We start from the raw sequence: 26,972 nt of genomic DNA, 5'->3' as shown, positions 1-26,972 counted from the left end.
GCCCATGGAAATGGGAGAGTTCGACTATATCATCGTGGGCGGAGGAAGCGCTGGCTGCGTCCTCGCCAACCGCCTCAGCGCCGACCCGAAAACGCGGGTTCTCCTGCTCGAAGCGGGCGGCAAGGACGACTACATCTGGATTCGCGTCCCGGTCGGCTACCTCTATTGCATCGGCAACCCGCGCACCGACTGGTGCATGTCGACCGAGGCCGAGCAAGGCCTCGGCGGGCGGGCGCTCAAGTATCCGCGAGGCCGCGTGCTGGGCGGCTCCTCCTCGATCAACGGCATGATCTATATGCGCGGACAGGCTGCCGACTATGACGGCTGGCGCCAGTCCGGAAACACCGGGTGGGGGTGGGACGACGTCCTGCCCTACTTCAAGCGCGCCGAGGACCACTACGAAGGCGCCAGCGAATTTCACGGCGGCGGCGGTGAGATCCGCGTCGAAAAGCAGCGCCTGCGCTGGGAAATCCTCGAATCCTTCCGCGATGCCTGCGAGCAGCAGGGCATCCCCCATAGCCGCGATTTCAACACCGGCGACAACGAAGGTGCCGGCTTCTTCCAGGTCACCCAGCGCAGTGGGTGGCGCTGGAGCGCGTCCGACGCGTTCCTCAAACCCGTGCGCACCCGCGCCAACCTCAAAGTGGAAACGGGCGCGCTGGTGGACCGCGTCATCATCGAGGAAGGCCGCGCCGTCGGCGTCGCCTACACGATCGGCCGCGAAAAGCGCGAGGCCCGCACCGGCGGCGAAGTCATTCTGGCGGCCGGTGCGATCGGCTCGCCCGCGATCCTCGAACGCAGCGGCATCGGCGGTGCTGCCCGCCTCGCCGACCTCGGCATCGCCCCCGTGGCCGACAGCCCTGAAGTCGGCGCGAACCTGCAGGACCACCTGCAGCTGCGCTGCGCCTGGCGCGTATCGGGCGTCGCCACCCTCAACGCCCGCGCCGCCAACATCTTCGGCAAAGCCCTGATCGGCATGGAATACGCCCTGCGCCGCACCGGACCGATGGCCATGGCGCCCAGCCAGCTCGGCGTCTTCACCCGCAGCAATCCACGCTATGCCACCGCCAACCTCGAATACCACGTCCAGCCCCTGAGCCTCGCAGCTTTCGGCGGTGCGCTGGACCCGTTCCCCGCTTTCACCGCCAGCGTTTGCAACCTGCGCCCCGAAAGTCGGGGGACCAGCCGCATCACCAGCACCGACGCAGCCACCGCCCCCTCGATCCGGCCGAACTACCTCTCGGCCGAAGAAGACCGCCGCGTCGCCGCCGACGCGATCCGCATCACCCGCGCCATCGTCGCCCAGCCCGCCCTCGCCCGATACCACCCGGAGGAAGTACGCCCAGGCATCGCCTTCCAGACCGAAGAGGAACTGCAAGCCGCCGCCGGAGAGATCGGGACGACCATCTTCCACCCGGTCGGCACGGCGGCGATGGGAGCTGTGGTGGATGGGGAACTGCGGGTTACCGGAGTCCGGGGGCTGCGCGTGATCGACGCCTCGGTGATGCCGGCGATCACCTCGGGGAATACCAATGCTCCGACCATGATGATCGCGGAGAAAGGGGCGGAGATGGTTTTGAAGTCGGGAAGAAGCAGGGGCGCATAACCCCGCAACAACCCACCCCCGTCCAAACGAGGCGCGACGCCGACATTCCCGGGGCCGGGGGCGATGGCCCCAGGTCTTAAAACCTTCCCGTTTAAACCAGCAATTCCCGCGTGCGCTTGACGATCTCGCCCACGTAGTCCTTCGCGGCCCGTCCGTTCTGCGCTGCTGCCATCAGCGGCACCTCAAGCCCCAGCACCTGCCCGCGCGGCAGGGCATCGACGAACTCCCGCAGCGGCAGTTCGCCCTGCCCCGGCACCATGCGCCCTGTCATCGCCTCGGCCATATAATCGCCCTCGCCCTTACGGGGAGCGTCGCTGAGCTGGACGTGCCCGATCAGCGCCGGGTCCAGTTCCGCGATCTGGCGCACTGTCCCGCCGGAGCGGAAGAAGTGCATCGCATCGATCAGCACCCCGGCTCGGCCTTCGCCGATGTGGCGCACGGCATCCAGTGCTTCTGGCAGCGAGCGGATGGTGAACAGCGGGCAGAACTCGATGGAAAACCCCATACTGCGTTCGGCGGCCATTTCCGCAAGGATGGCGAGTTGGTCGAAGGCGCGTTCGCGCTCGGCGCCCATGTCGACGGCGTTGACCCGCAGGGCGCCGAGGTCGGCGAACAGGTCCATGTCCGCTGCGCGCTGGGACGCATCGATGTCGGGAGAGACTCCCAGTCCCTCGGCGATGGAGATCGCCACGCCCCGGTCACGCAGTGCGGCCTTCAGGTCGCGTCGCAGGCCTGCATCATCGCGCAGCGACCATGCGGCGTAGCCGTGAGGGTTGAAGCGCTCGGGCAACTGGTTCAGCCCCATCGAGATGGTGGTGCAGCCGAGGTCCGCTGCCAGCGTGACATGCTCGACCGGGCCAAGCCCAAGTACCGTCAACAATTCGATCCCAAGCGGATGTGGCATCTATCGAATCCTCTCCCGTATGAGCACGGGTATACAGCCTTGTCCCGGAGCGGGCACGGGCAATTGCAGGAAAGCTCAGTTAAGGACACCCTGACGGCGCTTATTCGCGGCGTACCAGAGCAGCGCCAGGGCCACCGCCCATATGGCGCCATTAAGTGCGAGATTGCCGGGGCTGGTCATGCCGCCGGGCACGTCCGAGGTTGCCTGCCAGACCTGATTCCCCGCCAGCCCGCATAGTGAACCGGCGAAGGCCGGGACCGCCCAGCGCGAGCGGTCCAGCAGGGCCAGCGATCCGACGAACCCGCCGCCCACGCCCAGCGCCCACGTGAACAGCGACCACGTAGGCGCGGAATCGAGCCAGTCGATGACCTCGGGCGGCTGTGACGCAAGCCAGGTGGGGCTGCGCATCGCGGTCATGGTGAAATCCAGGCACCCGAAGGTGTTCCATGTGAGCGCCAGCACCGCGACCAGCCAATAGGGCCAGCGCGGCTTCGTTACGACAGCATCTGCCACGAGTTTCGCGCCCCTTTTTGCACCGCCTCCCCCTACTCCTGCCCCTCGGCCGATGCAATTGCCCGCAAAGCTCGCTAGATAGCCGTCATGGCCGACCTTTTCGCCGACGAACTGCCGCCCGCCGGCACCCCCGATGACCTGCGCGAGGATGCCCCGCTCGCCGACCGCCTGCGCCCGCGCGTCCTTGAGGACGTGGTGGGGCAGGAGCACCTGACCGGCCCGGAAGGCGCGATCGGGCGGATGGTGGCGGCGGGGCGCCTGTCCTCGATGATCCTGTGGGGCCCGCCCGGCACCGGCAAGACCAGCACCGCGCGCCTGCTTGCCGCTGCGGTAGGGATGCGGTTCCATGCGGTGTCGGCGGTGTTCTCGGGGGTGGCGGACCTCAAGAAAGCCTTTGCCGAGGCGGATGTCGCGGCAAAGGCAGGACAGCGCACGCTACTGTTCGTGGACGAGATCCACCGTTTCAACCGCGCCCAGCAGGACGGCTTCCTGCCCTTCGTCGAGCGCGGCACCGTCACTCTCGTCGGCGCGACGACCGAGAATCCCAGCTTCGCGCTCAACGCCGCTTTGCTCAGCCGCGCGCAGGTGCTGATCCTGCACCGCCTCGATGCCGCCGCGCTGTCCGCGCTGCTGGACAAGGCCGAAGACCTCGAAGGCCCGCTACCGCTGACCGCCGCTGCGCGCGAGGCGCTGGTCGCCTCGGCGGACGGCGACGGGCGGTTCCTGCTCAACCAAGCCGAAACGCTCTACGCCGCGAAAATCGCCGCCCCTCTCGATCCGGCGGGTCTCGGCCAGTTTCTGCAGCGCCGCGTGGCCGTTTATGACAAGGACCGCGACGGGCACTACAACCTGATCAGCGCGCTGCACAAATCGGTGCGCGGGTCCGATCCGCAGGCCGCGCTCTATTACATGGCGCGGATGCTGACGGCAGGGGAGGAGCCGCTGTTCGTCCTGCGCCGACTGGTCCGCATGGCTAGCGAGGACATCGGCCTCGCCGATCCGCAGGCGCTGGTGCAATGCCTTGCCGCCAAGGACGCCTACGAATTCCTCGGCTCTCCCGAGGGGGAGCTGGCGATCGTGCAGGCCTGCCTCTACGTCGCCACCGCGCCCAAATCGAATGCGGCCTATGCGGCGTTCAAGTCCTCGTTCAAGGCCGCGCGCGAGACGGGATCGCTCAGCCCCCCGGCCAACATCCTCAACGCGCCGACCAAGCTGATGAAGGACATCGGCTACGGCAAGGACTACGCCTACGACCACGATGCGCCCGACGGTTTCTCCGGCGACAACTACTGGCCCGACGAGATCGGCCCGCAAGTCTACTACGAACCCGTCGAACGCGGATTCGAGCGCGAAGTAAAGAAGCGCCTCGAATGGTGGGACAAGAAGCGCAGCGAACGGCGGGAGGGGTGATCCTTCTTGCCCGTACGAATGCGGCGGGGGCTTCGACAAGCTCAGCCTGAGCGGGTTTGCAAGTTCATCTCACTTACTCATTCATTCAAAGTCCGCTCAGGCTGAGCTTGTCGAAGCCCCCGCCGCCACCCGCCGGCCGCCGAGCATGGAGCCACGATGCACTTCCGCAACTTCATGGCGATCGACTGGTCCGGCGCGCTGGGTGAGCGGCACAAGGGCATCGCCGTCGCCCTTTGCGCGGAAGGGAACGCCGCCCCCCGCCTGCTGCACCCGCCGGGCCATGCTCGCTGGTCGCGGCCCGAGGTGCTGGACCTGCTGCTCCGCCACCTGCCGCCCGATACGCTGGTCGGAATGGACCTCGGCATATCACTGCCTTTCGCCGATGCGGGTGCGTTCTTTCCCGGCTGGGTGCAAAGCCCGCCAAGTGCCCGCGCGCTCTGGGCGATGATCGACGACCTCTGTGCAGCGGACCCGCACTTTTCCGCCGCCAGCTTCGTCGACCACCCAGGTCTCAGCGCCTATTTCCGCCGCCACGGCGGGCGCGAGGGTGCGCATTTCCACCTCCCCGGCGCCCTGCACCGGCGCGGACGGATGCGCGTGACCGAGGAAGCGCAGGCCCGCGCCGGGTGCAGGCCTTACTCCAACTTCAACCTCGTCGGCGCGGCGCAAGTCGGCAAGTCGAGCCTGACTGGGATGCGCCTGCTCCACCGGCTGGGCGGACGCGTGCCGGTATGGCCGGTAGATCCGCTGCCGGAAAGCGGGCCGGTGGTGGTGGAAATCTACACCACCCTCGCCGCCGTCGCCGCCGGGCGCACCGCAGGCCGCGCCAAGATGACCGACCACGCCGCGCTCGACAGCGCGCTGACGGCCCTCGGCTCGCAGCCCCTGGGCGGCAGCGGAGCGATCGACGACCACAGCGCCGACGCCCTCGTCACCGCTGCATGGCTGCGCACGGCTGCTCACCGCAGCGAGCTGTGGCATCCCTCTGAACTGACCGAAGAACTTGCCGCCACCGAGGGCTGGACCTTCGGCGCGGCCTGACGCACAACCTGCTCCATAAAACAGGGAGCCCCCACCCATGAAGACCGTTCTGCTGGCAGGTATCGCCTGCCTCTCGCTGGCTGCTTGCGCCGCCACTCCGCCGCTTGCTGCCGACAACAGCGCCGCCGCCCAGACTACTCTGGCCCAAACCGCAGCAACCCCAAGCTGGAAGGCCTTCGTCGACCAGAGCATCGAGCAGTGGTTCGCCGTCGATCCCTCTTTCGCCATCTACGAAGGCGCACACCAGTATGACGGCAAGCTGCCCGACTGGAGCGATGCCGGCCTGAAGGCCCGCGCCGCATTCCTCCATTCGGTGATCGACAAGGCGGGCACGTTCACCGACCTGTCCGAAGCAGACAGCTTCGAGCGCGATTACATGGTGCAGGTCGCCAAGGGCCAGCTGTTCTGGCTGGAGGACGCGGACCTGCCGCACACCAACCCGACATTCTACATCAACGGCGGCCTCGACCCGAACGTCTACGTCAGCCGCGACTATGCCGACAAGCCGACGCGGATGAAGGCAATGATCGCCTTCTTCAAAGCCGTGCCCGCAGCCGCCGCGCAGATCCGCGCCAACCTGCCCGCCGCGATGCCCGCCAGCTTCATCAAGGTCGGCAAGGACGGCTTCGGCGGCTTTGCTGACTATTATCGCGGCGATGCCCGCGCCGCTTTCGCGGACGTGGCCGACCCCGCGCTCCAGGCCGATTTCAAGGCATCTTCCGAAGCGGCCGCCACCGCCATGAAGGCCGTGTCCGAGCAGGTTGCCAAGGCCACGCCGACGCAAGGCTTCGCGATGGGTGCGGAGAAGTTCTCGCGCATGGTCGCGGCCACCGAGTCTGTCGATGCGCCGCTGGACCGGCTGGAAGCGGTCGGCCGCGCCGATCTCGTGCGCAACCAGCAGGCCCTGAAGGCGGCCTGCGTGAAGTTCGCGCCGGGCAAGACGATCCCCCAGTGCTTCGACAAGATGCGCGCCGACAAGCCCGCCGATGGCCCCGTCGCCGAAGCCCGCCGCGAAATCCCCGAGCTGGCGCAGTTCGTGCGCACCCACGACATCCTGACGATCCCCGGCACCAAGATGGCGCAGGTGGAGGAAAGCCCGCCCTACAACCGCGCAAACTCGGCCTATATCGATCCGCCGGGGCCGCTGGAGAACGGCGGCTCGTCGATCTACTACATCTCGCCGCCAGACCCGACCTGGTCGAAGCAGATGCAGATGGACTATATCCCCGGCAAGTCCGACCTGCTGTTCACCACCGTCCACGAGGTGATGCCCGGCCACTACCTGCAGTTCCTCCATTCGAACGCCGCGCCCTCGATGGTGGGTAAACTGTTCGTCGGCTACGCCTTCGCCGAGGGCTGGGCGCACTATGCCGAGGAAATGATGCTGGAAGCGGGTCTGGGCGATGGCGACCCCGGCGTGCAGGTGGGCCAGATCTCCAACGCCCTGCTGCGCAACTGCCGCTACCTCTCCGCCATCGGCCTGCATGCGCGCGGGATGACGCAGGCGCAGTCCAAGTCGCTGTTCATGAAGGAATGCTACCAGGACGAAGGCACTGCCGAACAGCAGGCCGCGCGCGGCACTTATGATCCGGCCTACCTCAACTACACGCTGGGCAAGCTGATGATCCGAAAGCTGCGCGAGGACTGGACCGCGACGCGCGGCGGCCGCACCGCGTGGAAATCCTTCCACGACGATTTCCTCAGCCACGGCGGCCCGCCCATCCCGCTGGTTCGCCAGGTAATGATGAAAGAAGACGCGCCGCACGCGGTTTTCTGACCAAAGCTGTTTTCTGACTGGACCGGTGCCCCCCGCTCGCGGTAAGGGCGCCGGACTTGCCCCGCTTAAAGCGGAACGCAGGGCCGGCTTAGCTCAGTTGGTAGAGCACCTGATTTGTAATCAGGGGGTCACGGGTTCGACTCCTGTAGCCGGCACCACGCGCATTGCGATTTCTGCCAAGGTCCAGACAATCAGGCAGCGCAGACGCAGTACCTTCACAACAGTATTACGCCCCTTAGGGTATAGGTTTAATTCCGTAAGGCCCGATACCTTCGACCAAACACGCCCCTTGGCCTTACAATTTTGTCATCGCCTTTCTCCCCGGCGTTGACGGCTAAGTAAGGATATCCGCCGTATTGGCCCATGGTCAATCAAACGGGGGTTTTCATGAAGTACATTACACTTGCACTTGCCGCGTGTCTTTGCGCAGTGCCGGCTTTCGCGCAGCCGCTACAGGGCGGCATTGAAGCGCCGCAGCGGGTCAACATGGCCGGGCAGGTGATGCAGGGCAAACTGATGCCCGCAAACACCCTGATGAACATCACCCCGCTTCAGGAAATCAGCAGCAAGTATGTGGAAGTCGGGCAGGCCTTCCGCTTCGCGACGGTGGGCGACGTTACCGAGAATGGCTTCGTCGTAATCCCGCGCGGATCGCCGGTAACCGGCGTGATCTCATGGAAGACCGGGCGCGCCATCGGCGGCAAGTCGGGCAAGTTCGAGGTCGAATTCAGGAGCGTCCTGGTCAACGGACACGAAATGCCGCTGAGCGGCAAGCACCGCCAGGAAGGACGCGGCAACACCGTGGGCGCGCTTCTGGGCTCGATCGTGATCAGCGGCCGCTCCGCGGTCATGGTGCAGGGCCAGCAGGTTCCCGCATTCACCGCCGCGCCCATTCCCTACTGAACAGAGCGGACACGCAACAGGCGCCCCCGCGAGCGGTGGGCGCCTGTCATGTATGGCGGCCCGGGCATCCTGCAATGCAGGAACGCCCGGTATATTGCGTCACTCTGCCGCGACGCCTTCGCCGAAGAGGCCCGGCTCCGAACCGTCGTCGACCAGCAGGATGTCGTCGTTGGTCGTTGCCTTGCGGCGCGAATCGAAGTTCGACCACACGGTGTTCCAGTCGCCGCGAGTCGCGCCCTTCGAATACTCGGTCGCGCGGGTTTCGAAGAAGTTGGCATGTTCCACACCATTGAGCAGCGGCTGCAGCCAGGGCAGCGGGTGATCCTCGATCATGTAGATCGGCTTCAGGCCCAGCTGCGTCATGCGCCAGTCGGCGATGAAGCGGATGTAACGCTTGATGTCCTTGGCGGTCATGCCCTGCACCGGACCCATCTCGAACGCGAGGTCGATGAAGTTGTCTTCCAGGCGGATGGTGGTCTGGCACTGATCGGCGATGTCGTCCTTCACCGCCTTGGTCAGGCAGCCGCGCTCGGCGCAGAAGGTGTGGAACAGCTGGATGATGCCTTCGCAGTGCAGCGATTCGTCGCGCACCGACCACGAGACGATCTGGCCCATGCCCTTCATCTTGTTGAAGCGCGGGAAGTTCATCAGCATCGCGAAGCTGGCGAACAGCTGCACGCCCTCAGTGAAGCCGCCGAACATGGCCAGGGTGCGCGCGATGTCCTCGTCGTTGTCGACGCCGAACTTCTGCAGGTAGTCGTGCTTGTCCTTCAGCTCGGAGTATTCGAGGAAGGCCCCGTAGGTGCTCTCGGGCATGCCGATGGTGTCGAGCAGGTGCGAGTAGGCGGCGATGTGCACCGTCTCCATGTTGGAGAAGGCGGCCAGCATCATCTTGATCTCGGTCGGCTTGAAGACCCGCGAATATTTCTCGTGGTAGCAGTCCTGCACCTCGACGTCGGCCTGGGTGAAGAAGCGGAAGATCTGCGTCAGCAGGTTGCGCTCATGCTCGGAAATGTTCTGCGCCCAGTCGCGGCAGTCCTCGCCCAGCGGCACTTCCTCGGGCAGCCAGTGGACCTGCTGCTGGATCTTCCAGAAGTCGTAGGCCCACGGGTATTCAAAGGGCTTGTACGTCTTGCGGGCTTCTAGAAGAGGCATGGGGCGGGCTCCGGTGGGTCGGCTGATATGGGATTCACCTGAAGCCTCCATCACTGGCGCGCTCAGGCGGAGACGTCAGAGATAGGCAAGATCGCTGCCAAATCCATGCGCCGAATCAATCTTTGCACAGGTAGATGTAGGGGCAAGTGAATTGTTTTACCACAACGGGTTGTGTCCCCGATACCATGCGAGCGTGCATGAGAAGCAGCTTGCATCGCGTGGGGCTTCGACAGGCTCAGCCGTCCACTTCGGCGTAGTGGCTGGGAGGCTGGATCACTTCCATCCGCTCGGAAAGCAGCGGACGGAACGAGGGCCGCGACTTCATCACCAGATACCATGCGCGCGACTGCTCATGCGTCGACCAGTCCAGCCCGCCGAGGTAATCGGCCACCGATATCTGCGCGGCGGCGGCAAGATCGGCCAGCGTCATCGTCGCACCCGCCAGCCAGGGGCGGTTGTCGATCAGGTAGTCGATGTAATCGAGGTAGTCGTGCGCCAGCTTCATCGATTCGCGCAGCGCCTTGGCATCGGGCGACTGGCGCAGGACGAGACGCTTCTTCATGCGCTCCAGCAGCAGCGGACCGGAGACGTCGTTGTAGAAATTCTCGTCGAACATCGCGATCAGGCGGCGAATCTCGGCGCGCTGCTGGGCAGTGCCGCTGATCAGCGGGTTACGGTCGACGGTTTCCTCGAAATACTCGCAGATCGCGCGGCTGTCGGACAGGACGATGCCCTTCTCGGTTTCGCGGATCACCGGGGTGCGCCCCGCCGGGTTCATCGCGAACAGCCGGTCCTCGCCTTCCCACGGCTTGGCGGTCTGGAGTTCGTAGGCGATGCTTTTCTCGGCCATGAGCAGCCGGACCTTGCGGCTGAAGGGGCAGAGCGGAAACTGATAGATGTGCCACATGGCTTACGGCGATGCCAAAGCACGGGGGAAGCGTCCACCCGATGAGGATTTTGCATGGTGGCTAAACGCGTGGATAAGTCCGCATCTGCGACAGCCCGCGTACCCTCGTCACATATCGCCGCTACGCACCGTGCGCCGATTGACCTTTCGGCAGGTGCGCGACACCCTCGCACGCAAAATCCCGACGACTTCACCCGGAGAGCCATCATGTTCAGCCATATCGCCGTGGGCAGCAACGATCTTGCCGCATCGCAGTCCTTCTACAACGCCGTGTTCGGCGTGCTCGGCGCCGCGCCGATCATGGCTGACCCGGCCGCCGGCCGAATCGCCTATGCCCATAACGGCGCGAACTTCATGATCTGCACGCCGATCAACGGCGAGGCCGCCTGCTTCGCCAATGGCGGCACCGTGGGCTTCGCGTGCGACAGCACCGAACAGGTCGACGCCTGGCACAAGGCCGGCTGCGAAGCGGGCGGCGCCTCGTGCGAGGACGCGCCGGGCGTGCGCGAATTCCCGTTCGGCAAGCTCTACCTCGCCTACCTGCGCGACCCCGATGGCAACAAGCTCTGCGCGCTGCACGCCGTGCCCGCCTGATCGGATCTGCTGACGGAATACCAAAAACAAAAAGGGAGAGGAATTTCATGCTGCTCAAGTCCATCCGCCTCGGCTCCAACGACCTGGCGAAAACCCGCGCTTTCTACGATGCCACGTTCGGCACGCTCGGCCTCGCGCCCTGCTCTACGCCCGATGCGTACCCGATCGTGATGTGGGACCTGGGCGGCGTGAAGTTCCTCCTCGGCCCGGCCCGCGACGGCGATCCGTGCACCCATGCCAACGGCGGCACCATCATCCTGGAGGCACCGGACGAGGACTCGGTGAAGGCCTGGCACGCGGCTGGCCTTGCCAACGGCGGCACCGACGAAGGCGCGCCCGAGGCCAGGCCCCAGGCCCGCGGGGCCTTTGGTGCCTATTTGCGCGACCCGGACGGCAACAAGCTGGGGGCCTACTTCGGGCTCTCGATGGGGTAAAACCGCCGGCGGCGGAACACTTCGTGGCGGCGCATGCTAACGCCAATGGTAGCCTGTCGCCGCGGGCAGGTGGAAGCGCCCGCATCGCGGGCGTCTTGCTGCACAGCCATGCACGGTCTGGACCTGTCGCAGCCGATCCCCCGGCCCGGTGATTGCCCTAGGTATTATGGGGAGCGCCCCGATCCCTGCGCCTGCCTTACACTCCCGCCGAGGCAACCGGGGAGTACTGCATGGATGCGATCGCGCGCACTGCGGATGTAAATGTCGCTACCGAAGCCCCGAACACGTGGGATGCGGCCCGCGCTATCGCCCCTGCGCGCCATTTCGCACTTCCCCAGGTGCTCAGGGGACTGGCGGCGCTGTGGGTGGTCCTTTTCCACCTTCATTCCGGCGGCCACGTGTCGGGGCTCTTCGCCCAGGCCCCGCGCGCGGTCGTCTGGATATTCGCGCACGGCGAAAGCGGCGTCGCGGTGTTCTTCGCGCTCAGCGGCTTCGTCATCGCCCATAGCCTGCGCGATGCCACGCCTTCGCTCGGCCTGCTTTCGCGCTTCGTCCTGCGGCGGGCGATCCGGCTGGACCCGCCTTACTGGGCGGCTATCCTGACGGTGCTCTGCCTCGGCTTCATCGAATACCGCATCGGCCACGCACCTGCGCCTGATGTCACCGGTCCCCAACTGGCAGCGCACCTGTTCTATGCGCAGAGCCTGCTGGGGTTCCAGAACATCAATATCGTGTTCTGGACGCTGTGCTACGAAGTGCAGTTCTACATCTTCTTCGTGATTTCCCTGCTGATCACCCACAGACTGGGAACGAAAGGCCGGGCGGCCGTAACGCTGGTCCACTTCGGCATAGCGGCGATCTGGGCGGCGGGGTATTTTCCCAGCCCGCTCGAAGGTCTGTTCGTGGACTTGTGGTTCGCCTTCTATCTGGGGGTGTTGGCCTACCGCGCGCCGCATTCACGCAGCGCCGCCGCGCAGATGATCGCGCTTTTCGTGCCGGTTGCGCTCAGCCAGTCGCCGTTCGGCTGGGTAGCCTTCATCACCGCCGCGGTTCTGGCGGTCAGCCTTGCCACCGGATTCGTGAAGGACGGCCTGCGCAGCCCGCCTCTGCTGTTCCTGGGCACGATCAGCTACAGCCTGTACCTGTTCCACAACCCCGTCACCGGCGCGGGCTTCTTCGTGGCCGGCATCTTGAAGCTGCCGGACCTCGCCGCGATCGTTGCCGTGCTTGCTGTCAATGTCGTAGTCGCCTGGGCGGCCTACCGTCTGGTCGAAGCACCGGCGCACGCGCTCAGTAAGCGGATCGCGCTGCCCTGACGGCAGCGCCGCGCGCCCTCACCCCCCGCGTGAGAGCAGGAACACCGCATGTTCGGCTCGGAAATTCGCCGCCGCCGCGCTGCAGCGCTGGTCGCCGGAGAGGAACCACTGCCCCTCCACGGTGATGCCGCGCTCCTTCACGAGCGAACGGAAATCGTTGACGGTGAGGTGGTGAATGTTGGGAGTCTCATACCAGGCGACCGGCAGGAGCCGCGTCACCGGCATGCGCCCGTTCCACAGCAGCGAGGCCCGTACCCGCCAGTGCGCGAAGTTGGGAAAGCTGACGAAGGCGCGGCGGCCGATGCGCAGCAGTTCCTCCAGCACCATGTCGGGGCGCATCGTGGTCTGCAGCGTCTGGCTGAGGATCGCGTAGTCGACCGACTTGTCGGGATAGAAGGCCAGATCCTTGTCGGCATCGCCCTGAATGACCGAAAGGCCGCGGCCCACGCAGCGGCCTACGTTGGCGGCGTCGATCTCCATCCCGCGCGTGGCGCAGCCCTGCCCGTCGCGCAGGGCCGCCATCAAGGTGCCGTCGCCGCAGCCGACATCGAGCACGCTGGCGCCGTTCGCCACATTGTCCGCGATCACCGCAAGGTCGGGGCGCAGGCCTGCCTTCATCGCAGCGTTCATGGCGCAGCCTTCAGCATGGCGGTGAATTCCGGCGAAAGGCGTTCCATCAGCCGCTCCGGCCGCAGCAGCTGGGTGAAGCCCAGCGCGGCATAGACGCCGTGCGCATCGGCGGTCGTCAGCGCGAAACGGCGCACGGCGGTGTACTCGGGATGCTCCACGAACCAGTTCACCATGCGGCGGCCAAGGCCCTGCCCGCGCGATGCCTCATCCACCCACACGTCCGCCACCCAAGCAAAGCTGGCGCGGTCGGAGATCACGCGGGCGAAACCGACCTGGCCCTGCTCCGGGTGATAGGCGCCGAGGCAGTGCGAGCCGGCGATCTGCCGCTCGACAGCCGCGCGGGCGATACCCGGCGTCCAGTAGCTCGACTCCAGCCAACCGTGGATGCGCGCCACGTCGAGGCGTGCGGGGTCGTCCGAAAGTTCGATCATCCCAGGAACCCCTCCACCACGCGGTCCAGCGCCGGCACGTCGAGCAGGAAGCTGTCGTGCCCGTAAGGTGCGGACAGTTCCACGAAGCTCACCGGCAGGCCCGCCGCGTTCAGCGCGTGGGTGACATTGCGCGATTCGGCCGTGGGATAAAGCCAGTCGGTATCGAAGCTGACGAGGCAGAACCGCGCCTTCGAGCCTGCAAAGGCATTGGCCAGCATGCCGCCATGCTCCTCGGCCAGATCGAAGTAATCCATGGCGCGGGTGATATAGAGGTACGAATTGGCGTCGAACCGGTCGGTGAAGGACAGGCCCTGATAGCGCAGGTACGATTCGATCTGGAAATCGGCGTCGAACCCGAAGGTCTTTTCCTCGCGGTTCTGCAGGCGGCGACCGAACTTGTCGGTCAGGCCCGCTTCCGAAAGGTACGTGATGTGCGCAGCCATGCGCGCCACCGACAGGCCCTTTTCCGGGCCTTTGCCGTGCGCATAATAATTGCCCTCGCGCCATTCCGGGTCGGCCATGATCGCCTGACGGCCCACTTCATGGAACGCGATGTTCTGCGCGGAATGGCGCGCGGTGGAGGCGATCACCAGCGCGGCGCGGGTGCGCTGCGCGAAGTTGGAGGCAAGGCTGAGCGCCTGCATCCCGCCCATAGATCCGCCGACCACGGCATGAAGCGCATCGATTCCCAGCGCGTCGAGTACGGCGATATGGCCCTTCACCATGTCGCGGATGGTGATGACGGGGAAACGCTTGGCCCAGGGCTCGCCATCGGGCGCAAGGCTGGCCGGGCCGGTGGAGCCCATGCACGAGCCGATTACATTCGCGCAGATGATGAAATAGCGGTCGGTATCGATCGGCTTGCCCGGTCCCACCATGCGCACCCACCAGCCGGGCTTGCCCGTCTTGGGATGGTCCGAGACGACGTGGTGATCGCCCGTCAGCGCGTGGCAGATCAGGATCGCGTTGTCCTTCGCCGCATTCAGCGTACCGCAGGTTTCATAGGCCACGCGCATTTCCGGCAGGCTCTGCCCCCCGTCGAGCAGCAGCGGGGTGCCAAGTTCGAGAACCTTGCGTTCGATATTGAGGGAAGAGGCCGTGGACATGATGCGTTCGCCAAGTGGGGGGCCGGCTTTAGAGTGTCAATCGCCCCCTGTCATTAGCCGCCGCGCTGGGGTATGGGGCCGCCCGTCATGAGCGAAACCGAAACCTCCGCCCCGACCCTGGCGAAAGCCCCGCAACCCAAGCCCTGGATCGAGGCGATTCACGCCTATGTCCCCGGTAAGTCCAAGGGCAAGGACGGGCGGCCGCTTATCAAGCTGTCCGCCAACGAAAATCCGCTGGGCACCAGCCCCGCCGCGCTTGCCGCCAAGGCGCAGGCCCCCGCGCTCTATCCCGACCCCGACAGCACCGCGCTGCGCACCGCGATCGGCGCGGCGCACGGGATCGACGCGGCCCGCGTGGTGATGGGCACCGGCTCGGACGAACTGCTCAACCTCATTGCGCAGGGCTATGCCGGGCTTGGCGATGAAGTGATCTACGTGCGCTACGGCTTCGCGGTCTACGACATCGCGGCCCGCCGCTGCGGCGCTACGCCAGTAGTGGCGCCCGATGCCGATTACGGCACCGACGTCGACGCGCTGCTGGCGCTGGTGACGCCGCGCACCCGCGTGATCTTCGTGGCCAACCCCAACAACCCGACCGGCTCCTACCTGCCCGGCGGCGAGATCGCGCGGCTTCACGCCGCCCTGCCTGCCGATGTGGTGCTGGTGATCGACCAGGCTTACGGCGAATATGTCGCCCCCGAAGACAGCGACGGCGCGCTGGCGCTGGCCGAGGCGCATCAGAACGTGCTGGTCACCCGCACATTCTCCAAGATCTTCGGCCTTGCCGGCGAACGGATCGGCTGGGCCACCGGCGCGCCGGGCCTGATCGCCACGCTCAACCGCATTCGCGGGCCGTTCAACGTCCCGGCCACCGGCCAGGCAATGGCGCTGGCCGCGCTGGGCGACGACGCCTTCGTCGAAGCCAGCCGCGTCCATAACCGCGACGAGCGCGCGCGCTTCGTCGAAAAGCTGGAAGCGCTGGGCAACCACGGCCTGCGCCCGCTGCCGAGCCAGGCGAACTTCGTGCTGATCCTGTTCGAAGGCGCGCTCACCGCCGAAGCCGCCTTCGACGGCCTTGCGACGCGCGGATACATCGTGCGCTGGCTACCCGGACAGGGCCTGCCGCAGGCGCTGCGCATCACCATCGGCAAAAGCGAAGACATGGACGCCATCGCAGACTGCCTTCGCGAAATGGCGGAAAGCCCGAAGTGACTTTCGCCCGGATCGCCATCATCGGCCTGGGCCTGCAGGGCGGCTCCATCGGCCTCGCGGCGAGGGAATACCTGCCCGAGGCGCGGACCACCGGCTACGACCTATCGCCCCAGCACCGCGCCCGCGCCGCTGCGCGCGGCCTTGTCGACACGGTTTGCGAAACCGCCGCCGATGCCGTGCGCGAAGCTGACCTCGTAATCTTCTGCGTGCCGCCCGGCGCCATGGGCATGGCCGCCGAACAGGTGCGCGACGCACTGCCCGCCGATGCGCTCGTCAGCGATGTCGGCTCATCCAAGGAAGCCATTGCCAAGGCCCTGGGCGACGCGCTGCCCGCCCACATGGTGATCCCCGCCCACCCCGTAGCCGGCACCGAGAATTCCGGACCCGATGCGGGCTTCGCGCACCTGTTCCGCAACCGCTGGTGCATCGTCACCCCGCCGGCCAAGGTTGACATGGTGAAGCTCTCGCAGCTCGTCGCGTTCTGGGAAGCGCTGGGCGCCAATGTCGAGATCATGACGCCGGGTCACCACGACCTCGTGCTTGCCGTGACCAGCCACCTGCCGCACCTCATCGCCTATACCATCGTCGGCACCGCGTCCGACCTTGAGGACGTGACGCAGGGCGAGGTCATCAAGTACTCCGCCGGCGGTTTCCGCGACTTCACCCGCATCGCCGCTTCCGACCCGACGATGTGGCGCGACGTGTTCCTCTCGAACAAGGAAGCGGTGCTGACCATGCTCCAGCGCTTCACCGAGGACCTCACCGCGCTGCAACGGGCGATCCGCGTGGGCGACGGCGACAAGCTGTTCGACCAGTTCGCCCGCACCCGCGCGATCCGCCGCTCGATCATCGAAGAAGGCCAGGACGATGCCCGTGCCGATTTCGGCCGCGGGGATCACGAAGGCGCCGCCACCGGCAAGGCATGATGCAAACCGGCAGGGCATGACGCATATTTAACCCGCTCCCCGGGAGCCCGAAGCATTTTCGGGCTTTTGAGCGGTGAAGCCTCGCTCAAGGACGCCCTCCGCCCATGCAGCTTTCCATCGTCACTACCCTCGACTACGCCGTGCGTGGCCCGGTCGATGTCCTCCTCCAAATCGAGGCGGCCATGATACCAGAGCAGCGCGTGATGCAGGCCCGCATCGACCTGCCGCAGCTGGACCATTTCGCCCGCGTCTCGGCGCAGGCCGACATCGGCGAACGCATCTGGCTACGCACCGCCGCGCCGCTTCAGATCCGCTACGAGGCCACCGTCTCGGTCGAGCGGATGCTTGCGCAAGTGGATACCCTGCCCGCGCTGCCCACCTATCTGTTGCCGGGTGAAACGGTCGATTACCTGATGCCCTCGCGCTACTGCACGTCGGACACGTTCCACGAATTCGTCGAAAACGAGTTCGGCCACCTGCAGGGCGGTGCCCGCGTCGCTGCCATCCGCGACCGGATCGCCGGCACTCTCACTTACGAGCCGGGTTCGAGCGACGCCTTCACCACTGCCGCCGACACCTTCAAGAGCTGCCGGGGCGTGTGCCGCGACTATGCGCACCTGATGATCGCCCTGGTTCGTGCCAGCGCCATCCCCGCGCGCTTCGCCAGCGTCTACGGCCTGGGGGTGGAGCCGCAGGACTTCCACGCGGTGGCCGAAGTGTTCCTCGACGGAGCCTGGCACATCGTCGATGCCACCGGCATGAGTTCGCCCGACCGCATCGCCAAGATCGGCGTCGGGCGCGATGCCGCCGACGTCTCGTTCCTGTCCAGCTTCGGCGATGTCGAAATGCTGTCGCAGACCGTCGAGGTCAACGAACTGGTGCCGGCCTGAACAACCGTGCCTAGACGTTCAACACGTTGATAGCCGCCATCACCTGCGCCTCGATCTCCTCTCGCGGGAGGCCGGGTTCGATGCGCTCGCCCACGCGCACCGTGATCGTGCCGGGCTTTTTCCAGCGGCGATGATAAAGCCGCCCGCTGTTCACCGCCACCGGTACCACCGGCAGACCCAGCAGCTTGTAGACCCCCGCAAATCCTGACTGCAGCGGAGGGCGCTGGCCGGTGGGCACGCGGGTGCCTTCGGGGAAGATCGCCAGCGTCCGCCCCTTCGCCGCGAAACCGCGCGCGCTGGAGATCATCTTGCGCAGGGCCCGCGCACCTTCGCCGCGCTCCACCACGACCGCGCCGTATCGCCGTGCCGCCCAGCCCCAGCCGGGCAGTTCGGTCAGTTCCGCTTTTGGGAAAGGCGCGGGGTGGCGCATCTGCGCGGGCAGGTCGATCGCCTCGTAGAAGCTCTCGTGCTTCATCGCGACCAGCACGCCGCCGCCCGGCATCTCGCCCTCCACGACAACGCGAATGCCCAGCAGCCAGCGGGCGCAGAGGCGGTGATACAGGCTCCAGCCACGTGCTGCGCGCCGCATCAGTTCCTCGTTTACGAAGGAGGCCAGGCCGGTGGCGATCACGAAGAAGATCGTGCCCAGATAGAAGGTGACGTAGAACAGCAGGCTGCGCACCACGTCCAGCGGCGTGGCGGGCGAATCGATCTTGGTCACAGGGCTTCCCAGAGGTTGAGCGCGGCACGGGCCAGCAGCTTGTGGTATTCGAGGAACAAGGTGCCAAGGCTGGGGTGCGAGGGCACGCCGTCACGTTCCAGCCTGACGTCGTTCGGAAATTCGCGGCCGATTTCCAGTGCGGCCCGGCGCATGTGCCAGTCCGCCGTGACCAGCCGCACCGACTTGGCCCCACGCTCATTGACCCACTGCGCCGCCTCGATGGCGTTGGAGCGGGTATCGTAAGCCCGGTAGCCCAGCGTTACGCAGCACTTCATCAGACGCTGCGGAACCCGGAATTGCACCGCGAACTCACGCGGGCGCACTTCGCGGTCGACGCCGGAAACCAGCAGGTCGGGCGCCTTGCCCGCCTCCAGCACCTTGAGCGCATGTTCGATCCGCCCCTGGCTTCCGGTCAGCACGATGATCGCATCGGTGCGCACATCGGCAGACAGCGGCCCCGGCAGCGCTATGGCGAACCACAGGAACCCGAAGAGCCATATCAGCACGATGAAGGCGGTGAAGCGACGGAACATGATCTAGGCTATATAGGAGTTCGGACGGACTAAAGCAGGCATTAAAGCATCCGGCGCAAGGCGTGCAGCACGGTCAGCCGCGCGGTCAGCATCGCCAGCAGTGTCGCCAGGATCGGCACCACCGCCAGCAGCAGCCAGTCGCTCCAGATCAGCGCGCCATTGTCGACCAGCCCCGCGCCCAGCCCCGAGAACCGCCGGGCGAGCGAAAGGATCACCACCAGCGCCAGCGCCAGTCCCACGGTGCCGCCGCCGGCCGCATCATAGCCGATGGAGCGCTGGAACACGCGGGCCACCTGCGCATCGGTGCCGCCCAGCAGGTGGACTATCTCGATGGTATCGCGGTTCGCCCCCAGCGCAGATCGCGCCGCCAGCAGCACTGCCGCCGACAGCGCCAGCGCCAGCAGCGCCACCAGCGCGATCGAAAGCCATTGCAGCGACACCATCGCCTCGAAGACCGGACGCAGCCAGTTGGACTGCGCATCGATCCGGGCCGATGGCGCCACCGGGGTCACCCGCTTGCCGATCGCGGCAAGCTGAGCCGGCGTCGCCGGGCCCTTCAGCCGCACGTCGATCAGCGCCGGCACGGGGATCGCCGCGCCCGTGGCCGCAGCAATGCCGGTGCCCAGCCAGGGTTCGATCAGTGCGTCCAGTTCCTCCTGCGGCACCAGCCTGAGGCCGGCGATGCCAGGCATGTTCTTCATCGCCTTGACCGCGCGCGCGGCCTGCGCGGCGCGGATGTCCGCGCGCGGCTCGATGATCTGGACGGTCACGCCGCCCTCGATCTCCGCCCGCGCCGAGGATACCGCGTTGCCCAGCGCCAGCCCGGCGGCCAGCGCGATGGCAGTCATCGCCACCATGATCGCGATCACCCAGGGCATCGGCCCGGACATGCGCGCCTGCGGAATGATATCGACCGCCCGCCCCAGGGGCATACCCCGCGCGAACAGCCGCCGAGGGCCGGAGAGCAGCCGGTCGAGCACGCCGCGCACGCTCATGTCAGCTTCCGGGGCGGATAGCGCAGCGCGCCGGTCGGGTCGGAAAGTCGCCCCCGGTCCAGCCGCATGATAAGACTGTCGGGCACCTTGCGCAGCAGGTCGAGATCGTGGGTGGCGACGACCACGGTCGTCCCCTGCCGATTGAGCATTTCGAACAGCCGCATCAGCTTCATCGCCATGTCGGGGTCGACGTTGCCGGTCGGCTCGTCCGCCACCAGCATCGCCGGACGCGCGATCACCGCGCGGGCGATGGCGACGCGCTGCTGCTCGCCGCCCGAAAGCGTGGCGGGGCGCGCATCGATGCGGTCGGCCAGGCCCACCCATTCGAGAATGTCGCGCACCGGCCCGGCCAGGTCGCGTTCCTGGTGCCCGGCGACGCGTAGCGGCAGCGCCACGTTATCGAAGGCGGAAAGGTGGTCCACCAGCCGGAAGTCCTGGAAGACTACGCCGATGCGCCGGCGCAAGGCAGGCAGCCGCGCGCGCGGCAGGGTGATGGCATCGGTCCCGAACATGCGGATCGCGCCGCGCGATGGACGCTGCGCAAGGTACAGCAGCCTGAGCAGCGAGGTCTTGCCTGCGCCGCTCGCCCCGGTGAGGAAATAGAACCTCCCCGGGAACAGCGTGAACGTCAGATCGCTAAGCACCTCGCGTTCGGCGCCATAGCGAAGTCCGACATTGTCGAAATGGGTGATTTCGCCGTCCGCGGTCATGCTCGTCTAAAATGTTGTCTAAGTCGGGCCGAACGGGCGACGTAAAGCCCTATAGCCTCCCTTGCATGTGGAAAAAAGGGCATCAGGGCGCGAACCCACAGGTCGGGCGCTTGTGGCGCGCGATGCAACCGTGCTTATGAGAGCGATCATGATCATCGCCTGCCCTGCCTGCTCTACGCGATATGCGGTTCCGGACAGTGCGATCGGCCTGGAAGGCCGTACCGTACGCTGTGCCAAGTGCCGCCACAGCTGGTTCCAGGAAGGTCCCGAAGCCGCGGAAGCCGCGCAGGAAGCCGCACCGGCAATTCCTGAGGCCGAACCCGCGCCGGTCGCGCAGGAAGCCTCGCTCCCGCCGCCGCCGCTTCGCGCCGCCGCTGCGCCGCGCCCGGCAGTCGTCATCCCCCGCACGCCCGAGCCCGCCGCCGCTCCCGCGGCGATGCGCGAACCAGTCGCCACCGGCCACGAATCGGCAGCGAGCGAAGCGCCGGCCGCCGCGCCGCGCCGTGAGCAGCGCTCCGCGCCCGTCACTTACGACGACACCGCGACCAAGCACTACGCCGACGAGAGCACCTCCAGCTTCGATTTTTCGCCCCCGTTCCGCCCGCGCCGTAACTGGGCGCGGATCGGTACGTACGGTGCGGTCGCCTTCGCCATCGCGACGCTCGGCCTTGCCGGCGCCGTCGCCTGGGGCGGCATCCCGGACTGGCTGCCGATTCCGCGCGCAACCTTCCAGCGTGCCCAGCCAGACCTCAAGCTGGACTTCCCGCGCGGCCGCCAGGACCGCAAGCCGCTCCCCGACGGCACCGAGTTCTTCAGCGTCAGCGGCACCATCAGCAACATCGGCGCGCAAAGCCGCAGTGTTCCCTCGCTGCTGGTGGTTCTGCGCGACCGGCGCGAGACCATTGTCTACGAAAAGGAAGTCGTACCGGCCAAGCGCCAGCTCGCGCCCGGTGAGACGATCACGGTGAACGAAGCGCTCACCGACATCCCCAAGTCTGCCGCCGCCGCCGAAATCGGCTGGAAACCGGATTGATCCCCGCCCGGTTCTGACCTTCCGAAGGTCCTGATCCGGGACGAAATTCCGTGCCGGTGACAAATCATTCATTTGCCCGGCGCAGTTCGCATCCGCACAATTCGTGATGGGGACTTACGGATAGCGGGGCGATTCTTGAAGTGCAGGCTCTATTGAGGCTCAGACGCAAGGCTTGGCTGAGCCGGTACGGCGCCGATTCAGCGCTCGTATCGTGCATTGTCGGCATGCTGGGCGCCTGCACCGCATCCGGTGTCAGGGCGCAGGAAATTCCCGCCGGAGACGGCGCCATTTCCGTACAGAAGCGCCCCCGGCCAGAACTGGACCCGGTCCCGGTCCGTTTCGGTGGATTCGAAGTCCTGCCCTCGGCGGAACTGCGCACGGCCTATGACGACAATATCTACGCCGCAAACACCAACAAGGTCGACGACGCTCTTGTCACCCTGTCCGGCGGCATCGCCGCCCGGTCGACCTGGAGGCGCCACGCCCTCTCGTTCAATGCAACTACCGGGCTGACACGCGGCCTGTCGCAGGACGATGAAAACACCAATACCTACGATCTGCAGGCAAGCGGACAGCTGGACATCGGGGCGGGCACCCAGGCCTCGCTGCGCGCAGGCTACTCGCGCGCATACGAACCACGCGGTTCGGTCGGTGACACCACGCTGCGCGGCCCCCGCATCGCCTACAACACGCTCGAACTGGGCGTGCAGCTGGAACACAACGTCGGCCGCCTGCTGCTGGGCGCGGATGCCTCCTTCGACACTTTCCGCTACGGCACCTACCGCGTGGCCGGCGCAGAGATCGCCCAGGGAAACCGCGATTATCGCACCTGGTCCACTTCGCTGCGCGCCGGCTACGCCATCGGGCCCGGCATCGCCACCTTCGTCGAAGGCAGTTATAACAAAGCCCGCTACCCGGACGAGACCACCTTGCTTGACCGCAGTTCGGACGGGTATTCGGTGCGCGGCGGCGTACAGTTCGGCGTCACGCGCCTGATCCGCGGTACCGCCGCCATCGGCTACCAGAACCAGCGCTACGACGATCCCGCCTTCCCGCGTATCAAGGGCCTGGATTTCGCCGGCAGCCTGGAATGGAATCCGACGAAGCTGATGACCTGGACGGTCGAGGCGAAGCGCACGATCCAGCGCTCGCCTCTCGTCGGCGTCGCCGGCATCCGCCAGAGCCGCTATTCCGGGAAACTGGATTACGAACTGCGCCGCAACGTCATCCTCACCACCCGCCTCGACCAGACCGTCAGCGACTATGCCGGAACCCAGCGGATACAGAGGGATCTGGCCGGATCGCTCGGCGCGGAATGGCTGCTCAACCGCAACTTGCGCGTCTCGGCGCAGGGCGGCTTCCAGCGCACTCGCAGCGATGGGACCGGCGGCCGCAAGTTCGACCGCAAGCGCGCCTCGGTGTCGCTCAAGTACGCGCTATGACGCGCCTGATACGCCTTGCGTCGACCCCGCTCGCCTGGCGCATCGTCATCGCCGCAACGCTCGCGGTCGCAGTCCTGATGTTCGCGCGCCTTCCCAGCGACATCCCGCATCGCACTGCACGCCTCGTGGCGGCCTTTGCCTCTCCGGTGGAAGCTGAAGCGGAAATGCCGCCCCTCTCCCTTGTCCCGCCACCGCCTCTGCCGGATCCGGCGCAGAGCATCCCCATTGCCGCAGACGCGGCGCGCCTGTCCAACGCGCAAGTGCCCATCGCCGACCTGCAACCGGCCCTCGCCGCACCGTTCCGCTTCGTCGGCGCCCCCGATGCACGCCTGCGCGCGCGCGACTGCCTCGCTGTCGCCGCCTGGTACGAAGCGGGCGACGATCCTTCGGGAGAGCGAGCCGTAGTTCAGGTCGTCCTCAACCGCGTGCGCCACCCGGCCTTTCCCGACAGCGTCTGCGCAGTGGTATTCCAGGGTTCGCAGCGCGAGACCGGCTGCCAGTTCACCTTCACCTGCGATGGCTCGCTCGCCCGCATCCCCTCGCCGCCCGCCCTCACCCGCGCACGTGCCATCGCCGAAGCGGCCCTGTCAGGCGCGGTCGATACCCAGGTCGGGCTAGCGACGCATTATCATGCCGATTACGTGGTCCCCCGGTGGCGCGACGGTCTGGTCAAGATAGCCCGGCAGGGCGCTCACCTGTTCTACCGCTGGCCCGGCTATTGGGGTTCGGCCGCCGCCATGTCGCGCAGTTCGGGTTCCGGCACGGAATCCCCCCAGCCCGCTCTCGCCGCACTGTCGGACATGCATGATCCGGCAGCAACACCGGCCATCGCCGTGCCTCAGATCCTGTTCGAACCCGTTCCCATCGTAATCCCCGCGCCGCTTGCCGCCTCCAGCCATTCCGCGCTCGAAATGCAGCTGGACCCTGCGGCCCCGCCCGGCAGCTACGCGCTCAAGGCGCTGGCGCTATGCGGCAGCCTGGCAGAGTGCCGCGTGGCCGGCCGCCTTGGCGAAACCGGAAACATCGCCTTCGTCTACGTACGCATGGCGCGCACCCACAGCGAAGGTGCCTATTGGGACTGCGCACGGTTCCTGCGCAACGACCGCGCCCAGTGCCTTCCCGGCGGACAGGCGACCGACCGCCTGCTCGCCGCCAGCTGACCACGCCGCCGCCCATGTACGCAGACCATCCCGTCCACGATGACCTGCCGGGGCCGCCGCCGCTCGCGCCCGACCAGATGCGCATGGTCGCGTCCCTCGCCCGGCCCCACGCCCGCTCCCTCGCTCTCGTCGCAGGGCTTACGCTGGCCAGTTCGGCGACGACGCTCACCATTCCCTGGCTTGCCGGCAATCTCGCGGGCAAACTGATCGAAGCCGGGCCCCTCGGCACCGCCCGGCTGGTCGTCCTGCTGGTGCTGGCTTTCATCGCTTCGGCAGCGCTTGCCGCGGTCGTCCAGATCGTCTCGGGCAATACCGCAGCGCGCATCCTCGCGGACCTGCGCGCGCGCCTCTACGACCATCTTCAGTCCCTCCCCGTCGGCTGGCACGTCGCGCACCGGCAGGGCGACGTGCTCGCACTGATGACCACCGAAGTCGGGCATCTAGGCCATTTCCTTACCGGCACCCTGGTCGGTGTACCGCCCCTGCTGCTTACCGCAGCCGGCGCTGCCCTGCTGATGCTGCGCATCGACGCCTCGCTGGCGCTGCTAGTGCCGCTGCTGATCCCCATTTATGTGATACTGCTCAAGCTCGTCGGGCGCCGCCTGCGCGAACTGGCCGAGCGCGAGCAGAATGCCGAGGCTCAGGTTCTGGCGCTGGCCGAAGACAATCTTGGCGCCATCTCGGCCATCAAGGGCTTCGCGCGCGAAGACCTCGAAAGCGCCCGCTACCGCCGCCGCGTGGAAACCGCGCGCCTCTACGCGGTCCGGCTGACACGCATCCAGTCGATCGTCGAGCCGGTGAGCGCGCTGGTTGCTTCGCTTGCCGCGCTCGGGCTGCTGATGATGATTGGCGACCACCTGCATCAGGGGCGCCTTTCCGGGCAGGAACTCTTCTCATTCCTGTTCTACGCAGCTCTCCTCACCCGCCCTGTCAGCGAACTTGCCGAGACCTGGGGGCAGGTTCAGGTGACACGCGGCACGCTGGCCCGCATGGCCAGCGTCCTGGCGACCGCCCCCGAGCCCGGCTACGCCCTGCCGAGCCGGCTGCCACCGCTGCGTGGCGCGATCCGCTTCGAAAAGGTAGACTTCGCCTATCCCGGCCGCAGCCGAGTCCTGCGCGGCTTCGACCTCGATATCGCTGCGGGCGAGAAGATCGCGATCCTGGGCGACAATGGCGCCGGCAAGACCACGATCGTCGCCCTGCTGCTGCGCCTTTACGAATGCCAGTCCGGACGCATCACGCTCGACGGCAACGACATCACCGAAGTCTCGGTACAGGACCTGCGCGCGCAGATTTCGGTAGTCCCGCAGCGCGCCCAACTATTGAGCGGCACCGTGCGCGAAAACATCGCCTTCGGCCGCCACGGCGCCAGCCGCGCTGAAATCGAAGAAGCCGCGCGCCGGGCCGACGCCTGGGACTTCGTAACCGCGCTGCCCCAGGGCTTCGACACCCAGATCGGCGACCGCGGCGTGCGGCTGTCCGGCGGGCAGGGTCAGCGCATAGCGCTCGCCCGCGCACTGCTGAAAGATGCCCCGATCGTCGTGCTCGACGAAGCAACTTCGATGTACGACCCCCATGGCGAGGAACGCTTCGTCGAAACCTGCACCCGTATCCTGCAAGACAAGACGGTAGTGATCATCACGCACCGGCCGGCAAGCGTGGCATTGGCAGATCGGGTGGTACGAATCTGAGCCTTAGACGCGGCCGGTTATGCCAAGGGCAGACTGATTTTCTTCGGAAAGCTGGAAGGGGAAAGACCTGGCGCCATCGCCCCAGCCCCCCCTTTACCGTCGTCACCGCTGTGCATTCTGCGCCGTCTCGCGGCTCATTTCCACTACGGGGCGTACACGATGAGAGGGCAGGGAAGCTATGCTCCCCTGCCCTCTTCTCCCCCGGTTATCCTGTCGTATTTAAAGGCCTGCGAAGGCTCAGAAATAGCGCTCCAGCACCCGGATCGTATCGCCGGGCATCACTGCCACGGCCTGATCGGAATAGAGTTCGACCGACTTTTCCGCCGGGTCCGAGGTACGGCGCAGATTGACCCGCCGGGCATTGGCGCGATAGCTGAAGCCACCCGCTGCAGCCACCGCCTGCTCGATCGTCCGCCCCGCGACATAAGGATATTCGCCGGGCTTCTGCACTTCGCCCATGATGTAGTAAGGGCGATAGTTGAGCACCTCGACGCTGACCCTGGGGTCAGTCATATAACCCTCGCCGATGCGGGTCGTCAGCGCCTGAGTCACCTCGCTCACGGTCCGTCCCCCGGCCGAAACCATGCCAATCAACGGGAAAGCGATGTCGCCCGCGCTGGACACGGCATATTCGCCGGACAGATTAGGTTCGTTGTAGACGGTCACACGCAGCTTGTCCCCTGCACCCAGCCGATAAGCGCCGAGGCCCTGCTGCGCTTCGGCCGCACCAAGCGGCGGCGCGCTTGATGTCGCGCAGCCCTGGCTCAGCACCGCCAGCGCCCCGGCCGCGGCAAAGCCGGCCCATCGTCCGCGCAGGCTGCAGATAATCTTCACCCCCGATTCTCCGTCAAGCAAATTTCGCTGCCAAGCATTCATCACAAGGGCCGCCAAGACAAGCATCAATACGATATTGCAGAAATGTAATTTCAGTT

The 26,972-nt window shown here is 66.5% G+C and carries 27 protein-coding genes and 1 tRNA gene; 16 read left to right on the top strand and 12 right to left on the bottom strand.

What is annotated here, in order from left to right; all coding sequences use genetic code 11:
- The first annotated feature begins 10 nt into the window (after positions 1-10).
- On the top strand, positions 11-1,606 hold the full coding sequence (locus tag GVL61_RS03590; RefSeq protein ID WP_159977321.1) for a GMC family oxidoreductase: 1,596 nt from the start codon (positions 11-13) through the stop codon (positions 1,604-1,606).
- A 91-nt stretch (positions 1,607-1,697) separates the two neighbouring features.
- Here GVL61_RS03590 and GVL61_RS03585 read toward each other — a convergent pair whose 3' ends face one another.
- Together GVL61_RS03585 and GVL61_RS03580 are read right to left on the bottom strand one after the other, a co-directional pair.
- On the bottom strand, positions 1,698-2,510 hold the full coding sequence (locus GVL61_RS03585) for a sugar phosphate isomerase/epimerase (protein ID WP_159977063.1): 813 nt from the start codon (positions 2,508-2,510) through the stop codon (positions 1,698-1,700).
- Between the two features lie 75 nt (positions 2,511-2,585).
- Positions 2,586-3,023 (bottom strand): hypothetical protein, encoded by a 438-nt coding sequence (locus tag GVL61_RS03580; protein ID WP_159977061.1) that lies wholly within the window; start codon positions 3,021-3,023, stop codon positions 2,586-2,588.
- A gap of 87 nt (positions 3,024-3,110) precedes the next feature.
- Between GVL61_RS03580 and GVL61_RS03575 the strand changes: the two genes are divergently transcribed.
- The 5 genes from GVL61_RS03575 to GVL61_RS03555 all read left to right on the top strand — a co-directional run bounded on the left by GVL61_RS03575 (position 3,111) and on the right by GVL61_RS03555 (position 8,154).
- Complete coding sequence (locus GVL61_RS03575) at positions 3,111-4,433, top strand: replication-associated recombination protein A (protein WP_159977059.1); 1,323 nt, start codon at positions 3,111-3,113, stop codon at positions 4,431-4,433.
- A 156-nt stretch (positions 4,434-4,589) separates the two neighbouring features.
- The gene (locus tag GVL61_RS03570) at positions 4,590-5,474 is read left to right on the top strand and encodes a hypothetical protein (protein WP_159977057.1); all 885 of its coding nucleotides are present in this window, start codon (positions 4,590-4,592) and stop codon (positions 5,472-5,474) included.
- A 37-nt stretch (positions 5,475-5,511) separates the two neighbouring features.
- Positions 5,512-7,251, top strand: a complete 1,740-nt coding sequence (locus GVL61_RS03565) for a DUF885 domain-containing protein (RefSeq protein WP_159977055.1) — start codon at positions 5,512-5,514, stop codon at positions 7,249-7,251.
- An 82-nt stretch (positions 7,252-7,333) separates the two neighbouring features.
- Positions 7,334-7,409 (top strand) — tRNA-Thr (locus GVL61_RS03560).
- A gap of 229 nt (positions 7,410-7,638) precedes the next feature.
- Positions 7,639-8,154 (top strand): hypothetical protein, encoded by a 516-nt coding sequence (locus GVL61_RS03555; protein ID WP_159977053.1) that lies wholly within the window; start codon positions 7,639-7,641, stop codon positions 8,152-8,154.
- 99 nt (positions 8,155-8,253) lie between these two features.
- Here the strand turns inward: GVL61_RS03555 and GVL61_RS03550 are convergent, their stop codons facing one another.
- Positions 8,254-9,309 (bottom strand): ribonucleotide-diphosphate reductase subunit beta, encoded by a 1,056-nt coding sequence (locus tag GVL61_RS03550; RefSeq protein WP_159977051.1) that lies wholly within the window; start codon positions 9,307-9,309, stop codon positions 8,254-8,256.
- A 235-nt stretch (positions 9,310-9,544) separates the two neighbouring features.
- A complete protein-coding gene (locus GVL61_RS03545; protein WP_159977049.1) occupies positions 9,545-10,216 on the bottom strand; it encodes a glutathione S-transferase family protein in 672 nt (223 codons plus the stop codon).
- 207 nt (positions 10,217-10,423) lie between these two features.
- On the opposite strand from GVL61_RS03545, the gene GVL61_RS03540 reads away from it, so the two are divergent.
- The 3 genes from GVL61_RS03540 (at position 10,424) to GVL61_RS03530 (ending at position 12,560) form a co-directional block, all read left to right on the top strand.
- On the top strand, positions 10,424-10,810 hold the full coding sequence (locus tag GVL61_RS03540) for a VOC family protein (protein ID WP_159977047.1): 387 nt from the start codon (positions 10,424-10,426) through the stop codon (positions 10,808-10,810).
- 47 nt (positions 10,811-10,857) lie between these two features.
- Positions 10,858-11,244 carry a VOC family protein gene (locus GVL61_RS03535; RefSeq protein WP_159977045.1) on the top strand — a complete coding sequence of 129 codons (387 nt, stop codon included), beginning with the start codon at positions 10,858-10,860 and terminating at the stop codon, positions 11,242-11,244.
- 230 nt (positions 11,245-11,474) lie between these two features.
- The gene (locus GVL61_RS03530) at positions 11,475-12,560 is read left to right on the top strand and encodes an acyltransferase (RefSeq protein WP_159977043.1); all 1,086 of its coding nucleotides are present in this window, start codon (positions 11,475-11,477) and stop codon (positions 12,558-12,560) included.
- Between the two features lie 18 nt (positions 12,561-12,578).
- Here the strand turns inward: GVL61_RS03530 and metW are convergent, their stop codons facing one another.
- Genes metW through GVL61_RS03515 form a run of 3 tightly spaced genes read right to left on the bottom strand, consistent with a single transcriptional unit; the run spans position 12,579 to position 14,727 of the window.
- Positions 12,579-13,190 carry a methionine biosynthesis protein MetW gene (gene metW, locus GVL61_RS03525; protein WP_159977041.1) on the bottom strand — a complete coding sequence of 204 codons (612 nt, stop codon included), beginning with the start codon at positions 13,188-13,190 and terminating at the stop codon, positions 12,579-12,581.
- Positions 13,187-13,621: a GNAT family N-acetyltransferase gene (locus GVL61_RS03520; protein WP_159977039.1), complete on the bottom strand. Its 435-nt coding sequence runs from the start codon at positions 13,619-13,621 to the stop codon at positions 13,187-13,189. Before GVL61_RS03520 ends, metW begins: the two co-directional genes overlap by 4 nt.
- Positions 13,618-14,727: a homoserine O-acetyltransferase gene (locus tag GVL61_RS03515; RefSeq protein WP_159977037.1), complete on the bottom strand. Its 1,110-nt coding sequence runs from the start codon at positions 14,725-14,727 to the stop codon at positions 13,618-13,620. Before GVL61_RS03515 ends, GVL61_RS03520 begins: the two co-directional genes overlap by 4 nt.
- A gap of 87 nt (positions 14,728-14,814) precedes the next feature.
- Between GVL61_RS03515 and GVL61_RS03510 the strand changes: the two genes are divergently transcribed.
- From GVL61_RS03510 to GVL61_RS03500, 3 genes are all read left to right on the top strand, one after another.
- Positions 14,815-15,939 carry a histidinol-phosphate transaminase gene (locus GVL61_RS03510; protein WP_159977035.1) on the top strand — a complete coding sequence of 375 codons (1,125 nt, stop codon included), beginning with the start codon at positions 14,815-14,817 and terminating at the stop codon, positions 15,937-15,939.
- Positions 15,936-16,865: a prephenate/arogenate dehydrogenase family protein gene (locus GVL61_RS03505; protein ID WP_159977033.1), complete on the top strand. Its 930-nt coding sequence runs from the start codon at positions 15,936-15,938 to the stop codon at positions 16,863-16,865. The genes GVL61_RS03510 and GVL61_RS03505 overlap by 4 nt, the downstream gene beginning before the upstream one ends.
- 104 nt (positions 16,866-16,969) lie before the next feature.
- The gene (locus tag GVL61_RS03500) at positions 16,970-17,755 is read left to right on the top strand and encodes a transglutaminase family protein (protein ID WP_159977031.1); all 786 of its coding nucleotides are present in this window, start codon (positions 16,970-16,972) and stop codon (positions 17,753-17,755) included.
- A 10-nt stretch (positions 17,756-17,765) separates the two neighbouring features.
- Here GVL61_RS03500 and GVL61_RS03495 read toward each other — a convergent pair whose 3' ends face one another.
- From GVL61_RS03495 to ftsE, 4 genes are read right to left on the bottom strand one after another with little or no spacing between them, the layout of a single operon-like run.
- Positions 17,766-18,476: a 1-acyl-sn-glycerol-3-phosphate acyltransferase gene (locus tag GVL61_RS03495; RefSeq protein WP_235037518.1), complete on the bottom strand. Its 711-nt coding sequence runs from the start codon at positions 18,474-18,476 to the stop codon at positions 17,766-17,768.
- Positions 18,473-19,009, bottom strand: a complete 537-nt coding sequence (locus GVL61_RS03490) for a YdcF family protein (protein ID WP_159977029.1) — start codon at positions 19,007-19,009, stop codon at positions 18,473-18,475. Before GVL61_RS03490 ends, GVL61_RS03495 begins: the two co-directional genes overlap by 4 nt.
- A gap of 41 nt (positions 19,010-19,050) precedes the next feature.
- Positions 19,051-19,941 carry an ABC transporter permease gene (locus GVL61_RS03485; RefSeq protein ID WP_159977317.1) on the bottom strand — a complete coding sequence of 297 codons (891 nt, stop codon included), beginning with the start codon at positions 19,939-19,941 and terminating at the stop codon, positions 19,051-19,053.
- 59 nt (positions 19,942-20,000) lie between these two features.
- Positions 20,001-20,714, bottom strand: a complete 714-nt coding sequence (ftsE, locus tag GVL61_RS03480; RefSeq protein ID WP_159977027.1) for a cell division ATP-binding protein FtsE — start codon at positions 20,712-20,714, stop codon at positions 20,001-20,003.
- A gap of 148 nt (positions 20,715-20,862) precedes the next feature.
- Between ftsE and GVL61_RS03475 the strand changes: the two genes are divergently transcribed.
- From GVL61_RS03475 to GVL61_RS03460, 4 genes are all read left to right on the top strand, one after another.
- Positions 20,863-21,747: an MJ0042-type zinc finger domain-containing protein gene (locus GVL61_RS03475; RefSeq protein WP_159977025.1), complete on the top strand. Its 885-nt coding sequence runs from the start codon at positions 20,863-20,865 to the stop codon at positions 21,745-21,747.
- A 224-nt stretch (positions 21,748-21,971) separates the two neighbouring features.
- A complete protein-coding gene (locus tag GVL61_RS03470) occupies positions 21,972-23,189 on the top strand; it encodes an outer membrane beta-barrel protein (RefSeq protein ID WP_159977023.1) in 1,218 nt (405 codons plus the stop codon).
- Positions 23,186-24,349 carry a cell wall hydrolase gene (locus GVL61_RS03465; protein WP_235037517.1) on the top strand — a complete coding sequence of 388 codons (1,164 nt, stop codon included), beginning with the start codon at positions 23,186-23,188 and terminating at the stop codon, positions 24,347-24,349. The genes GVL61_RS03470 and GVL61_RS03465 overlap by 4 nt, the downstream gene beginning before the upstream one ends.
- A 14-nt stretch (positions 24,350-24,363) precedes the next feature.
- Positions 24,364-26,040, top strand: a complete 1,677-nt coding sequence (locus GVL61_RS03460) for an ABC transporter ATP-binding protein (protein WP_159977021.1) — start codon at positions 24,364-24,366, stop codon at positions 26,038-26,040.
- A gap of 237 nt (positions 26,041-26,277) precedes the next feature.
- Here the strand turns inward: GVL61_RS03460 and GVL61_RS03455 are convergent, their stop codons facing one another.
- Positions 26,278-26,874, bottom strand: coding sequence for a polysaccharide biosynthesis/export family protein (locus GVL61_RS03455; RefSeq protein WP_235037516.1), 597 nt, complete (start codon positions 26,872-26,874; stop codon positions 26,278-26,280).
- Between the last annotated feature and the right edge of the window lie 98 nt (positions 26,875-26,972).

It is taken from the genome of Novosphingobium sp. 18050 (genome assembly GCF_902706195.1).
In the GTDB taxonomy this organism is placed as follows: Bacteria; Pseudomonadota; Alphaproteobacteria; order Sphingomonadales; family Sphingomonadaceae; genus Novosphingobium.
Note: the sequence above shows the minus strand (reverse complement) of the source record. Positions and strands in the feature narration are given on the sequence as shown.